A 13,343-nucleotide genomic window follows, 5' to 3' on the forward strand; every position below is an offset into this window, starting at 1 on the left:
CTCTAGCGCGCTGCGGTCGTCTCGTCGCGCGTGATCTGGCCGTCCTTGATCACCAGGCGCACGGCGCGAACGGCCGAGATGTCGGTCGTCGGATCGCCCTGGACCGCGACGAGGTCAGCCAGCAGACCCGCCCGGACAACGCCCCGGTCGGTCATACCGAAGATGGCGGCATTGCCCGAGGTGGCGGCGATCAGAACCTCGGCGGCGGGCATGCCCTGATTGACCATCAGCTCCATCTCCAGCGCGTTATTGCCGTGGGCATAGACCCCGACGTCGCCGCCCATGCAGATTTCGACCCCGGCCGCGCGTGCGGCGGCGAAGGCGGCCCGCTTGGTCAGGACGTTCTGCGGCGCGGGCTCGGCGCCGTTCCAGCCGCGATAGCGGGTGATCTGGTCGGTGGCGGCCAAGGTCGGACACAGCGCCGTCCCGTGCTCGGCCATCAGGCGGAAGATCTCCGGCGTGCCCGCGTCGCCGTGCTCCAGCGTGTCCGCACCGGCCAGGATCGAACGGCGCATCCCTTCGACCGTGCCGGCGTGGATGGCGACCTGACGCCCGGCGGAGTGGGCGGCCTCAACCGCCTCGGTCAGTTCGGCCTGTGAGAAGGTCGGACGGCTCGGTTCGCCGGGACCCCAGCGGTAGTCGGCATAGAGTTTCACCAGATCGGCGCCCGCCCCGATCTGACTGCGGACCACCCGGACCAGGTCGTCGCCGTCGGCCTCCTCGGCGCCCAGCGGCACCTCAATGCCGGGCTCGAAGCCTTTCGGGCCGTAGGCGCCGGTGGCGACGATGGCGCGGCTGGCGATCAACATGCGCGGCCCCGGGACGATGCCCTCGCTGATCGCGCGCCGCAGCCCGGCGTCGGCGTATCCGGCCCCCTCGGTGCCGAGATCGCGCACGGTGGTGAAGCCCGCCAACAGTGTGGCGCGGGCATGGTTGACGGCGCGGGCGGTGCGCAGGGCCAGCGGCTCGTGCAGCACCTGATCGTCCCAGCTCGTCTCGTTGTAGGGATGCAGGAACAGGTGCGAATGCCCCTCGATCATGCCCGGCATCAGGGTCTGGCCGGGCAGGTCGATGATGCGGGCGTCGGCGGGGGCCTGAATATCGGGACCGACCGCCTCGATCCGGTTTCCGCGCACCAGCACTGTCCAGCCCATGTGCGGCCGGGCATCGACGCCGTCGAAGACCCGGTCTGGACGGAGCAACAGCGCCTGAACGGCAGGCTCCTGCGCCTGAACGGGCAGGGCGAACAAAATGGCGGCAAGGATCAGGATAAGGCGCATGGGCGAGACCTTCTGTCTTTCGTCATCCTCCGGCAAGCCGCGCCTTCGCGGCGCAGACCGGGGGACCCAGCGGCGCGCGAGAGCGGGAACCTGCCGCACACGCAGGTGGGGGCTAGCGTGCGTGAACAGATCGCCTTCGGCGCTGCTGGGTCCCCCGGTGTCGCTGCGCTCGCCGGAGGATGACGAAAGAGGGGTGTGCGCCTGCCATGCGTCCGGAACTGACGCGGCCGCATGCCATCCAGGCTGGAGACGTCTTCGCAGCCTGATGGAAAGCAGATCACATGCTGGACTCACCTGGACAGGCTGGACTCAGAGTCCAACGAATTCCTCCATGCTCTCAACGAACTGGACTCTCTGGACTCATTGGACTCGTCCTCACCAGTCCAGCGCCGCTTCGCCCCTCAGAATCGCCTCAGCCTCCGGCGCATGCTTGGCCTCCGACCGGTCATGCAGCACCAGCGCCGGTAGAAGCCGCAGGGGCGCCTTGCCCGACCGGATGGCATGAACCAGCACCCGCTTGGCCGCTTGATCGGCGTAGGGCTGGACCTGCCGAATGGCGAATGAGCCGCAGCGTTCGCCCAGCAGCGCCAACAGGTCCGCCAGCCGGTCCGCCCGGTGGATGACCACGATCCGTCCCCCGTCGCGCACCCCGTCGGTCAGGAATCGGGTCCATACGGCAAGACCGTCGTCAGCGATCCAGGCCCCGCGTTTGGCCGGCGCCGGCGCCCGCAACGCCGTCTCGTCGTCGAAGAACGGCGGATTGGAGATTGCCCAGTCGAAGCGGGGTCGATCCAGCGCGGTGAAACCTGCGGCGATGTCGGCATTGATCGCCTCCATCCGGCCCGAAATCCCGTTCAGCGCCGCGTTCTCGACCGCCAGTCCGGCGGCAACCACATCACGCTCCACGCCCGTCAGTGAAACGCCCGGCCGGCGCGCCGCGATCTGGGTCAGGACGCCACCGACGCCGCACCCCGCCTCCAGCACCCGCTCGCCCGGCTTTGCCGGCACGGCGCCGGCCAGCAGGGCGGCGTCCATGCCCGCGCGATAGCCGTCCAGGGGCTGAATGAGACGAACTCGGCCGCCGAGGAGCGCGTTCGTCCCGGGCGGCGAGGAGGATGCGACGGTCACGTGGCTTGACCCTTCATGGCGCGGTCACCATTGTCCGCCCGAGCGCGACGCCGCAAGCCGCCGCGACGCCCGTGCGATGCGTTCTCCCCCGCGCATCGCGGTTTTTGAGAGAGTTTTCCGTTGGATGCCGTCACTTTGACCGCTCCCCGCGCCAAGGCCCCAAGGGCCCAGGGCGACGTGGAGGCCCTGGTCGCCCTGGCCAAGGTCGATATGGCGGCTGTCGATGCGTTGATCGTCGACCGCATGCAGTCGCCTGTGCCGGTCATTCCCCTGTTGGCCGAACACATCATCGCGGCCGGCGGCAAACGGCTGCGTCCGCTGCTGACCATTGCCGCCGCCCGCGCCGCCACAGCCGCCTCGCCCGACGTCGATCTGGCCAATCCGGTCAAGCTGGCGGCCTCGGTCGAGTTCATCCACACCGCCACCCTGCTGCACGACGATGTCGTGGACGGGTCTGAGCGGCGCCGCGGCAAGGTCGCGGCCCATCTGATCTGGGGTTCGGCCACCAGCGTCCTGGTCGGCGACTTCCTGTTCGCCCGCGCCTTCGAACTGATGGTCGAGACCGGCCAGCTGCGCGCGCTCGGCATCCTGGCTTCGGCCTCGAGCGTGATCGCCCAGGGCGAGGTGCTGCAACTGACCCGCGCCCACGACCTGAACCTGGATCAGGAAACCTATCTGCGGATCATCTCGGCCAAGACGGCCGAGCTGTTCGCCGCCGCCGCCGAATCTGGCGCGGTCGGCATCGGCGCGGACGAGAAGACGACCTCGGCCGTGCGATCCTTCGGCCTGAACCTGGGCCTGGCCTTCCAGCTGGCCGATGACGCTCTCGACTACGGCGGTTCGTCCGAAGCCCTGGGCAAGAACGCTGGCGACGACTTCCGCGAAGGCAAGGCGACCCTGCCGCTGCTGCTGGCCGTGGCCCGCACGCGTGGCCGCGAGGACGCCTTCTGGGAACGCACCATCAACAAGGGCGAGCGGACAGAAGACGACTTCCGCCGCGCCCGCGAACTGATCATCGGCACGGGCGCCCTGGCCTCGACGCTGGACGCCGCCGACGAATACGCCGACGCGGCCAAGGCGGCGCTCGCCGTCCTGCCCGCCAGCCCATGGCGCGATGCGCTGGAAGGCCTTGCGGACTTCGCCGTCAGCCGCGCGGCTTAGCGCAGCGAGGCGGCGAACCTCTGGATGCGGCTGCAGGCGTCTTCCAGCACACTTTCTGACGTCGCGTAGCTGATCCGGAAATAGGGGCTCAGGCCGAAGGCCGCCCCGTGCACCACGGCCACGCCCTCGGCCTCCAGCAGGGCGGAGGCGAAGGTCTCGTCCGTATCGATGACCACGCCGCCTTCGGTCGTCTTGCCGATCAGCCCCTCGATCGACGGATAGACATAGAAGGCGCCCTCCGGGTTCGGACAGCGGATGCCCGTCGCCTGGTTCAGCATCGACACGACCAGGTCGCGACGGCGCTCGAACGCCTTGCCGCGCTCGGCAATGAAGTCCTGCGGTCCGTTCAGGGCCTCGACGGCGGCGGCCTGGCTGATGGACGAGGGGTTCGACGTCGTCTGGCTGGCGACTTTGCGCATCAAGTCGATCAGGGCCTTGGGACCGCCCGCATAGCCGATGCGCCAGCCGGTCATCGCATAGGCCTTGGACACGCCGTTAACCGTCAGGGTGCGGTCGTAGAGGTCTGGCGCGACCTGTGCGATCGTCGTGTATTCGAACTTGCCGTAGGTCAGGTGCTCGTACATGTCGTCGGTCAGGACCCAGACGTGGGGATGGCGACGCAGCACCTCGGCCAGCGCCACCAGCTCGGCCCTGGTGTAGGCGGCGCCGGTCGGATTGGACGGCGAGTTGAGGATCAGCCATTTGCTGCGGGGGGTGATCGCGGCTTCCAGAACCTCGGGGCGCAGCTTGAAGCCGTCCGATTCCTCGCCCGTGACGAAGACGGGCTCGCCGCCGGCCAGCAGGACCATGTCCGGATAGGAGACCCAGTAGGGCGCCGGCACGATCACCTCGTCGCCGGGATTCAGCGTCGCGACGAAGGCGTTGTAGATCACCGGCTTGCCGCCCGAGGCGACGTGGATCTGCGCCGCCGTATAGGTCAGGCCGTTCTCCCGGGCGAACTTCGCGACGATGGCCGCCTTCAGCTCGGGCGTCCCGTCGACGTCGGTGTATTTCGTCTCGCCGCGCTGGATGGCGGCGATGGCGGCGGCCTTGATGTTGTCGGGGGTGTCGAAGTCCGGTTCCCCGGCGCCCAGACTGATGACATCGCGACCGGCGCGCTTGAGTTCACGGGCCTTGGCGGTGACCGCGAGGGTGGCGGACGGCTGGACACGGGCGAGGGCGGCGGATTGCAGGTCTGACATGGGCGAGTCTCGTTCGGGGAGGCGTGCTGTTTACGGGCGGGCCGCCACGCGTGCAAATGGAGCCGTCGGTAAAATCATGTGTGGAGTTGCGTCATGCTGATCGCTCTGTTGGGAGCCGCCGCGATCGGCGGTCAGGCGGCGCCCGCTTGGGACCGGACCTGCATGGACGACAACGGTCGAGACGTCTGCGCCGCAAGCGCGCGGGCCGACCTTCTTCAGCGCCTGGGAATGGCGTCGGCCGAAGATGAGGCTGCGGCCGGTGTGGAAGCCTATCGCGCCTTCTTCGTGGATGGTTACGGCCGTGACATGCCGGCCCTGACGTTCGAGCGCCGGCCGGGGGGCGGTCCGGTCTCGGTCGTCTATGGCTTTGAGGGAACCCGGCTGGAGGCTCCGGTCAGCGCGGCCGTCTGGGCGGAAGTCGTCGCGGAAAGCCGGTTCGCCGATCGCCAGCTGGTCGAGCCGGAACCCGAGCAGGCGCCCGGAACGCCCCCGCCGCCCCCGGCGATCTGCCTGCACGCCTGGAACCTCGCGGTCGAGATGACCAACAGCCCCGTATCTCACTGGGAGACACAGCCGGTTCGGCGACGTTTCGAGAGCGCCTGCAACGGCGCCTTGGCTACCCGGTTCGCTTTTTTCATCGCCGAACAGGCGTTGAAGGCTCAGCCGCATTGTCAGGCGCTGAGCGAAAACCTGCAGCGCAACGCGATCACCACCCTCGGGACCTGCCTGCTGCTGCGGGGCGACCGGGTCGCGGCCGGCCAAGTGTACGACACCAAGAGCAACGGCGGGCCCCGGTATGGGGTGGACCCTCTGGAGGGCGGGAACTGGCGAGCCTGGCTGGGGACGAACGGCTCGCCCAGGCTGGACTGGAACGGCGAAATCGTCTCTACGAATCGAGGCCGCAACAACCTCGTCGCCGAGTTCATCGTGGCGCGCCTGAGGGAGCAGCCGTCGCTGAAGTTCCGTCCCGGCGCCTATGAAGGGCTGACGTCGAAACAGGTGCGGGTCACGGGCGTCGCCGAGTACGGCGTCGGCGAGGGAGATCAGGCGACCCGCATGCGCGCCGACTATGTGCAGACCTGGGTCTGGGATCCCAACCTGTCCGACTGGATGGTCTCGGAGTGGGCGGTCGGCCCGTTCGCTCCGGTGCCTTGACGCCATGAAGAACATCCTCGACTTCATCCTGAACATGGAAGGCCGGCGCTGGCGCACGGCGTTGGCGGCGGCGCTGTTGCTCGGTGCGACCCTGGGCCTGCTGGCGCTGGGCAAGAGCCAGTTCGGGCTGGCGGCCGAGGAGAACCTTGAGGGGTGGCTGCAAGGCTATCGCGGCAGTCCGTGGGCCTTCGCCGCGACCGTGGCCTTGTTCGTGATCGCGGCCTTTATCGGGGCACCGCAGTTCATCCTGATCGCCGCCTGCGTCGTGGCCTTCGGGCCGTCCCTGGGTTTCTTCTACAGCTGGGCGGCGACTGTGGCGTCGGCCGGGGTGACCTACTGGCTGGGTCGGGGACCGACGGCGCGAATGCTGGACCGGTTCGGCGGAAAGACCCTGGACCGGTTGAAGCGTTTCGTCGGCAAGAACGCCTTCTACGCCAGCTTCATGATCCGGAACGTGCCGTCGGCGCCCTTCATCGTCGTCAACATGGCCTTCGGCGCGACGCGTGCGTCGTTTCCGGCCTTCCTGGCGGGATGCGCCCTCGGCGTTCTGCCCAAGACCGCGCTGGTGGCCTTCTTCGGAGGTGCGGTGGTGGCAGCGGTCAGCGGCGACGGAGTCTGGACCTCGCTGATCCTCGCGGCCGTGGCGGTGGTCTTCGTCGGCCTGATGCTGGGGGTCCGCGAGATCGTGAAACGGCGCGAGACGGCGCCGGGAGACTGAAGCTCTTCATCTATATTGACGATGACCCGGGGTGATCGAGGGCGCAGTCGAGCGGTGGCTCGATCGTCTGCGCACGGCCGATCTTCACAAGCAACAACCCAGAGACCCGTGTTACGTTGAACGTCCATCGAATTGGAGCGCCAGGATGATCGCCGCCCTGTTTCTCGCCGCAGCGCTTCAGACCCAGCAACCGTCGGACCTCCTGTTCAGCGAGGCGTGGGCCTGTTCCGAGATGGCCCGGTTGGGGCGCGAAACCCACTTCGGCGACACCACCCCCCAGACGACCGACGAGCACGCGATCTGGAACGCCCTGACCCGGCTGGAGGCGCTCGCGGGCGAAGAGGCCGATCGCAAACAGCTCAGTCAGGGCTACGACGATGAGCAGCGCGCCGTGCAGGAAGGGTACGCCCGGGACATGCTGGAGCGGGCCACCGGGGACCAACTCGGCGAGATACTGGAGACCTGCAGGGTCGTCTTCCAGGTCGCCATCGTGTGATCGACCGGCGGTCGGGCTGAAACCCAGGCTGGACCGTCACTTGGTCGTGATCGGAAGCGCGCGTTCGGACAGTATCGGGGCTTGTATTCGCCTGCCCATGCGGGCAAACGGGCCACGGCCGGTCAGGCGAGGACGATCAGGAAATCCGTGGCGTGTGGGGATACGCGCCGGATGGGGCGTCGCCGGAACCGGTCGAACTGCAGCGCCTTGAAGGCCCCAACCGAACGGTATTCGACCCCCATGAGCTTCTCCCTCTTCGGCGCCATCTCGAACGATATCGCGATGGACCTCGGGACCGCCAACACCCTCATCTACATGAAGGGCAAGGGCATCGTTCTGAACGAACCGTCCGTGGTCGCGCTGCGCAACGTCGGTGGACGGAAGATCGTCCACGCCGTGGGCATCGAAGCCAAGCAGATGCTGGGTCGCACCCCGGGTCACATGGAAGCCATTCGTCCGATGCGCGACGGGGTCATCGCCGACTTCGAAGTCGCCGAGGAGATGATCAAGCACTTCATCCGCAAGGTTCATAACCGCAAGGGCTTCGTGAACCCCAAGATCATCGTCTGCGTGCCGTCGGGCGCCACGGCGGTCGAGCGGCGCGCCATCAACGATTCCTGCCTGAACGCCTCGGCCCGCCGCGTCGGTCTGATCGACGAGCCGATGGCCGCCGCGATCGGCGCCGGCCTGCCGATCCACGAGCCGACCGGCTCCATGGTCGTGGACATCGGCGGCGGCACCACCGAAGTGGCCGTGCTGTCGCTGTCGGGCATCGTCTATTCGCGTTCGGTCCGCGTCGGCGGCGACAAGATGGACGACTCCATCATCAGCTACATGCGCCGCAACCATAACCTTCTGATCGGCGAGACCACCGCCGAGCGCATCAAGAAGGACATCGGCACCGCCCGCATCCCGGCCGACGGCGAAGGCCTGTCGATCGAGGTCAAGGGACGCGACCTGATGCAGGGCGTGCCCCGCGAGGTTCGTATCTCGGAGCGTCAGGCGGCCGAGGCCCTCGCTGAACCCGTGTCGCAGATTATCGACGCCGTGAAGGTCGCCTTGGAAGCCACGCCTCCGGAACTGGCCGCCGACATCGCCGACAAGGGCATCATGCTGACGGGCGGCGGCGCGCTGCTGCGCGGCCTGGACGCCGAAATCCGCGACCACACCGGTCTGCCGGTCTCGGTGGCCGACGATCCGCTGTCCTGCGTGGCGATCGGTTGCGGCCGCGTTCTGGAGCATCCGCGGTGGATGAAGGGCGTGCTCGACTCGGCCCTTTAGGCTGAACGTCGAGCGTTGCCGCAAATCCTTGTGAGTCCGGCGTAATCGCCGGTTTCAAACTGGCCCGGTTTTTGCGATAGGCTGCACACAGCGGCGGGTGGCGTCCCGTCGATTCTGACCTCTATTGGAAGGCTAGGCCGTGGCGTTTCGCGACGGACCGTTCGAGTCGCTGAAAGTGCCGCTGGCGTGGACCGCCGCGGTCGTGACCGTGGTCGCCATCATCGCTTCGATCGTCATGATCCTGGCCGACCGCCGTCATGACGCGGAGGGCGACAGCTATGGCCCTGTCCGTGCGGGCTTCGACGCCGGCGCCGGCCCGGTGAACGGCATCCTGGCCTGGCCCGTCCGCTGGGCCGGCAACGCGACCGACTATGTGAAGGGCTATTTCTTCGCCGTGTCGGAGAACCGCCGCCTGCGCGCCGAGCTGGAAGAGCTGCGGCCCTGGCGCGACCAGGCCATCGCCCTGAAGAACGTCAACGGCCGCTATGAAGCCATGCTGGGCCTGCGGACCGAGCCGCCCGTGGCCATGGCGACGGCGCGCTCGATCTCGGAGTCGCGCGGTCCCTTCATCAACGCCCGCCTGCTGGACGCCGGCACGTCGAAGGGCGTGCGCATCGGCAATCCGGTGATCAACGAGGACGGCCTGGTCGGCCGCGTCGTCGGCGCGACAGGCGGGGTCAGCCGCATGCTGCTGCTGACTGACGTGGCCTCGCGCACGCCGGTCTTGATCGATCGCACCGACGCCCGCGCCATGCTGACCGGCGACGGCTCGGGCAATCCGCGTCTGGAGTTCGTGCGCGGCCAGGATTCGGTCCAGGCTGGCGACCGTATCCTGAGCTCCGGCGACGGCGGCGGCTTCCCGCGCGGCCTGCCCATCGGCGTCGCTGCGCGCGGTATCGACGGCTCGTGGCGGGTCAAGCTGTTCAGCGACCGGGGCGCCATCGACTACGTCCGCGTCATGCTGTTCCAGGACTTCGGCCAGCTGGTCACTCCGGATGCTCTGAACGCCCCGCCGCTGGCCGGTCTGGGCGCGGCGCCGGCCCCGACCGCCGAGGCCGCCGCCGCTATCGGCGACGCCGCCGCCCGTCGTGACCGCGCCGCGGCTGCAGCCGCTCCCGCCCAGCCAGGGCCCGCCGAGTGAGACGAGCCGTCGCCATGCGGGTGGTCGGGCCGACCCAGTGGGTCCTCTACCCCGCGCTCGTCGCCATCGCCCTGACCGTCTTTCTGGCCACGCCGGTCGAACTGTTCGGCCTGAAGCTGCCCGAGCCGGTCCTGCCGCTGATCCTGGCCTTCGCCTGGCCGCTGATCCGCCCGTCGATGGTTGCGCCCGCTGTGCTGTTCGGCCTCGGCCTGTTCCTCGACATGTTCTGGGGCGGGACCCTGGGCCTGTGGCCCCTGTGCCTGCTGAGCGTCTACGGCGTCGTCCTCGCCTCGCGGAACCTGCTGGCCGGGCAGGAGACCCAGATCCTGTTCGTCTGGTATGCGCTCTGCGTCCTGGCCGCCTTTATCGTGGCGTATCTGGTGGTCACACTGGATGCGGGCCGGGCGCCCAGCCTGCTGTCCCTGTTGGGACAGGTCGTCCCGACCCTGCTTCTTTTCCCTGCGGCCGACTGGATGATCCAGCGGTTCGACGATGGCGACGTGCGGTTCAGATGAGCGGCGAACCTTCCATCTTCTTCTCCGACGTCAACGAGCGGCAGGGCTCGTTCCTGCGCCGCACCTTCGTGGTCGGCGGTCTGACGGCCCTGGGCGTGACGGCCCTGACCGTCCGCCTTGCCCAGCTGCAGGTCGTTCAGGCGCAGGAATATTCGACCCTCGCGAGCCAGAACCAGTTCAACTTCCGCCTGGTGCCCCCGCCGCGCGGCCGCATCCTGGACCGCAACGGCGTCACCATCGCCGGCAACCGACCCAGTTTCCGCGTGCTGGTCGTCCGCGACGAGACCAAGGACCTGGACCAGACCCTGGACCTGCTGGGCCGCCTGCTGCCGGACACCCTTGATCGCCGCCGGGCCATCATCCGCGACGTCAACGCTGCCCCGCGGTTCAGTCCCGTACCGGTCAAGAGCGACCTGACCTGGGAGGAGTTCGCCAAGGTCAATCTCTACGCCCCCGAACTTCCGGGCGTCATGGCGGACATGAACGAGGCGCGCTTCTATCCCTACACCGGCGCCTTTGCCCACGTGATCGGCTATGTCGCCAAGGTGTCGGACCGCGACATCAAGGCGATTCGCGACCGGGGCGAGGAACCGCCCCAGATCCTGTTCAACCCCGGTTTCCGCATCGGGCGGTCGGGCGTGGAGAAGGCGCTGGACACCGATCTGCGCGGCGAGGCCGGCGGCAACCGGGTCGAGGTCGATGCGCGGGGCCGGGTCGTGGCCGAAGATGTCGGGGGTTCGCGTCCTGCGGTGCCGGGCAAGGACGTCGTCCTGACGCTGGACGCCGACGTCCAGAATCGCGCGCTCGAGGTGTTCGGCGACGAGTCCGGGGCCTGCGTGGTCATGGACGTCCGCAACGGCGACATCCTGTGCATGATGTCGGCGCCGTCGTTCGATCCCAACCTGTTCGTATCCGGCGTGCCGACGCGGACCTATCGCGCGCTCGCCGACTATGAGCGCAAGCCCCTGCTGGACAAGACGATCAACGGCACCTTCCCGCCGGGCTCGACCTTCAAGCCGGCGACGGCTCTCGCCCTGCTGGCGGCCGGGGTGAATCCGGCAGATCGCGTGAACTGCGGCGGTGTCTTCCGCACCGGCCAGCGTTGCTGGGGCCGTCATGGCTCCCAGGACATGCACAACGCGATCAAGAACTCCTGCGACATCTATTTCTACACGATGTGTAATCGCGCGGGCGTCGACCTGATCCGCGACACCGCGATGAAGCTGGGCTTCGAGCACGAGTTCGATATCGGCGTGGACAACCAGCGCAAGGGCATGCTGCCGTCCACGGAGTGGAAGCGCCGGACCTTCCCGCGCGACCCCGTTTGGCACCCCGGCGAGACGACCTCGGTCGCCATCGGCCAGGGCGCCGTCACCGTCAACGCCCTGCAGCTGGCGGTCTATACGTCCCGCTTGGCCAATGGCCGCAAGGCCATCCAGCCCCGTCTGATCAAGTCGGTCGGCGGCGTCGATCGGCCCTCGGGCGCCGAGGTCCCCGACCTGCCGTTCAGCGTCGAGCATCTGGACATCGTCCGGGGCGGCATGATTGCAGTGGCCAACGACCGCTCCGGCACCGCCTATCGCCAGTCCCAGCTCGGGCTGGGCGACATCCAGATGGCCGGCAAGACCGGCACGGCCCAGACCCGGAACTATGGGTCCGGCAGCCGTCGCTCGAACATCTGGTCGCAGAAGGACCACAACCTGTTCATCGCCTTTGCGCCGGTCGACGCGCCGCGCTACGCCGTCGTCGTGATCATCGAGCACGGCGGCCGGGGCGGGGGCACGGCCGGCGCCCCGCGCGCCCGCGAGGTCATGCGTACCGTCCTGCTGAAGGATCCGGAGATGCGCGAACGGATCACCCGTCCGCCGCCGCCGGAGGCCACCGGCCCGCAACTCGACGAAGGCGAGATCGGCGCTGCGCCTGAGCCTGCGATCGCGCCTCCTGCACCCGGCGCCCCGACGTCGTCGCGCCCGACGACCGGCCCGCGCCCCTATCTGTCGGAGCCGCAATGACTTCCTCGGCCCTGACCCGTCCGGGCGAACGCGACCGCCTGTCGGTCAAGCTGACGCAGATCGACTGGCGGTTCGCCGCCTTGTTGTGCGTCGTCGGCGGTATCGGCGGGGCGATGATGTATTCCGTCGCCGGCGGCTCGTGGGAGCCGTGGGCCTTCAACCATGTCACCCGGTTCGGCGTCTGCCTGGTGATGATGCTCGGCCTGTCGCTGGTGCCTTTGCGCTGGTGGTTCGCCTCCGCCTATCCGGTCTATGCCGTGGCCTTGCTGCTGCTGGTGGCGGTCGAGGTGGCGGGCGACACCCGCATGGGCGCGACCCGCTGGCTGGAGATCGGACCGATCAGCTTCCAGCCGTCCGAAATCATGAAGATCGGGGTCGTTCTGGCCCTGGCCCGCTACTATCATGGCGCCTCCGCCAAGGACGCGCGGTTCAGCTGGAAGCTCATCTACCCGATCGGGATCATCGCAGCGCCGTTCCTGCTGGTGGCGCACCAGCCGGATCTCGGAACGGCCATGCTGATCGGCCTGACCGGTGCGGCGATGATGTTCCTGGCCGGCCTCGACTGGAAGATCATCGTGACCGCTCTCGGCGCCGTGGCCGCCGCCGCGCCGCCCTACATCATGTTCGGCATGCACGACTACCAGCGCCACCGGGTGCTGACCTTCCTGTCGCCGGAGAGCGATCCGGGCGGAAAGGGCTATCAGATCGTCCAGTCCAAGATCGCCCTGGGATCCGGCGGCCTGCTCGGTCGGGGCTACGGCCTGGGCAGTCAGAGCCAGCTGGAGTTCCTGCCCGAGAAACAGACCGATTTCATCTTCGCCGCGGTGTCCGAGGAGTTCGGCTTCGTCGGTTCGTTCTCGATCCTGCTCTGCTATGTGGCCATCATCCTGATCGCCTTCCGCATCGCCTCGCTGTCGCACAGCCATTTCGGCCGGATGGGGGCGGCCGGGGTCACAGCGACCTTCGCCCTCTACGTGCTGATCAACGGGGCCATGGTCATGGGGCTGGCGCCCGTCGTGGGCGTGCCGATGCCTCTGTTGAGCTACGGCGGCACGGTCATGCTGACCGTGATGATCGGCTTCGGCCTCGTCATGGCCGTGCGCGTGCATCGCTACACCGAACTGCCCAAGGGCCACGGCCTGATCTAGGCCGGCCAGTCTGAGAGAATTTATTCCGCAGATGGACTTGCGCCCGGCGGCGGGGATCCCGACATGCCGTGCAGGTCTTTGAAACGTTCGCCAGCCTCCTTGGGCG

General features: G+C 68.2%; 12 protein-coding genes. 9 read left to right on the top strand and 3 right to left on the bottom strand.

Translation table 11 applies throughout. The annotated features are described in order from the left end of the window. Window positions 1–2: 2 nt before the first annotated feature. Both ACW17Y_RS04645 and ACW17Y_RS04650 read right to left on the bottom strand, forming a co-directional pair. On the bottom strand, window positions 3–1,280 hold the full coding sequence (locus ACW17Y_RS04645) for a metal-dependent hydrolase family protein (protein WP_492037609.1): 1,278 nt from the start codon (window positions 1,278–1,280) through the stop codon (window positions 3–5). Between the two features lie 375 nt (window positions 1,281–1,655). Further along, window positions 1,656–2,408, bottom strand: coding sequence for a tRNA1(Val) (adenine(37)-N6)-methyltransferase (locus tag ACW17Y_RS04650; RefSeq protein ID WP_492037610.1), 753 nt, complete (start codon window positions 2,406–2,408; stop codon window positions 1,656–1,658). A gap of 210 nt (window positions 2,409–2,618) precedes the next feature. On the opposite strand from ACW17Y_RS04650, the gene ACW17Y_RS04655 reads away from it, so the two are divergent. After that, a complete protein-coding gene (locus tag ACW17Y_RS04655; protein ID WP_492038242.1) occupies window positions 2,619–3,569 on the top strand; it encodes a polyprenyl synthetase family protein in 951 nt (316 codons plus the stop codon). Here ACW17Y_RS04655 and ACW17Y_RS04660 read toward each other — a convergent pair. Further along, window positions 3,566–4,771 carry a pyridoxal phosphate-dependent aminotransferase gene (locus ACW17Y_RS04660; RefSeq protein WP_492037611.1) on the bottom strand — a complete coding sequence of 402 codons (1,206 nt, stop codon included), beginning with the start codon at window positions 4,769–4,771 and terminating at the stop codon, window positions 3,566–3,568. The genes ACW17Y_RS04655 and ACW17Y_RS04660 overlap by 4 nt on opposite strands. A 93-nt stretch (window positions 4,772–4,864) precedes the next feature. Here ACW17Y_RS04660 and ACW17Y_RS04665 point away from each other — a divergent pair, with 93 nt between their 5' ends. The 8 genes from ACW17Y_RS04665 (at window position 4,865) to rodA (ending at window position 13,237) form a co-directional block, all read left to right on the top strand. After that, the gene (locus ACW17Y_RS04665; RefSeq protein ID WP_492037612.1) at window positions 4,865–5,926 is read left to right on the top strand and encodes a hypothetical protein; all 1,062 of its coding nucleotides are present in this window, start codon (window positions 4,865–4,867) and stop codon (window positions 5,924–5,926) included. Window positions 5,927–5,930: 4 nt separating this feature from the next. After that, window positions 5,931–6,644, top strand: a complete 714-nt coding sequence (locus ACW17Y_RS04670) for a TVP38/TMEM64 family protein (RefSeq protein ID WP_492037613.1) — start codon at window positions 5,931–5,933, stop codon at window positions 6,642–6,644. Window positions 6,645–6,789: 145 nt separating this feature from the next. Then, the gene (locus ACW17Y_RS04675) at window positions 6,790–7,140 is read left to right on the top strand and encodes a hypothetical protein (RefSeq protein ID WP_492037614.1); all 351 of its coding nucleotides are present in this window, start codon (window positions 6,790–6,792) and stop codon (window positions 7,138–7,140) included. A gap of 240 nt (window positions 7,141–7,380) precedes the next feature. Further along, the gene (locus ACW17Y_RS04680) at window positions 7,381–8,421 is read left to right on the top strand and encodes a rod shape-determining protein (protein WP_013269710.1); all 1,041 of its coding nucleotides are present in this window, start codon (window positions 7,381–7,383) and stop codon (window positions 8,419–8,421) included. Between the two features lie 139 nt (window positions 8,422–8,560). Beyond that, on the top strand, window positions 8,561–9,562 hold the full coding sequence (gene mreC / locus ACW17Y_RS04685) for a rod shape-determining protein MreC (RefSeq protein WP_492037615.1): 1,002 nt from the start codon (window positions 8,561–8,563) through the stop codon (window positions 9,560–9,562). After that, a complete protein-coding gene (locus ACW17Y_RS04690; RefSeq protein WP_492037616.1) occupies window positions 9,559–10,077 on the top strand; it encodes a hypothetical protein in 519 nt (172 codons plus the stop codon). The genes mreC and ACW17Y_RS04690 overlap by 4 nt, the downstream gene beginning before the upstream one ends. Further along, the gene (mrdA, locus tag ACW17Y_RS04695; RefSeq protein ID WP_492037617.1) at window positions 10,074–12,089 is read left to right on the top strand and encodes a penicillin-binding protein 2; all 2,016 of its coding nucleotides are present in this window, start codon (window positions 10,074–10,076) and stop codon (window positions 12,087–12,089) included. The genes ACW17Y_RS04690 and mrdA overlap by 4 nt, the downstream gene beginning before the upstream one ends. Then, window positions 12,086–13,237 carry a rod shape-determining protein RodA gene (rodA, locus tag ACW17Y_RS04700; protein ID WP_492037618.1) on the top strand — a complete coding sequence of 384 codons (1,152 nt, stop codon included), beginning with the start codon at window positions 12,086–12,088 and terminating at the stop codon, window positions 13,235–13,237. Before mrdA ends, rodA begins: the two co-directional genes overlap by 4 nt. Window positions 13,238–13,343: the final 106 nt, after the last annotated feature.

The organism is Brevundimonas sp. AVps7, from assembly GCF_058681545.1.

Bases quoted from the DNA above. Each gene is read 5' to 3' on its own strand.
- mrdA (WP_492037617.1), top strand. From the start codon at position 10,074: ATGAGCGGCGAACCTTCCATCTTCTTCTCCGACGTCAACGAGCGGCAG.
- ACW17Y_RS04665 (WP_492037612.1), top strand. From the start codon at position 4,865: ATGCTGATCGCTCTGTTGGGAGCCGCCGCGATCGGCGGTCAGGCGGCG.
- ACW17Y_RS04670 (WP_492037613.1), top strand. From the start codon at position 5,931: ATGAAGAACATCCTCGACTTCATCCTGAACATGGAAGGCCGGCGCTGG.
- rodA (WP_492037618.1), top strand. From the start codon at position 12,086: ATGACTTCCTCGGCCCTGACCCGTCCGGGCGAACGCGACCGCCTGTCG.
- ACW17Y_RS04680 (WP_013269710.1), top strand. From the start codon at position 7,381: ATGAGCTTCTCCCTCTTCGGCGCCATCTCGAACGATATCGCGATGGAC.
- ACW17Y_RS04660 (WP_492037611.1), bottom strand. From the start codon at position 4,771: ATGTCAGACCTGCAATCCGCCGCCCTCGCCCGTGTCCAGCCGTCCGCC.
- ACW17Y_RS04675 (WP_492037614.1), top strand. From the start codon at position 6,790: ATGATCGCCGCCCTGTTTCTCGCCGCAGCGCTTCAGACCCAGCAACCG.
- ACW17Y_RS04645 (WP_492037609.1), bottom strand. From the start codon at position 1,280: ATGCGCCTTATCCTGATCCTTGCCGCCATTTTGTTCGCCCTGCCCGTT.
- ACW17Y_RS04655 (WP_492038242.1), top strand. From the start codon at position 2,619: ATGGCGGCTGTCGATGCGTTGATCGTCGACCGCATGCAGTCGCCTGTG.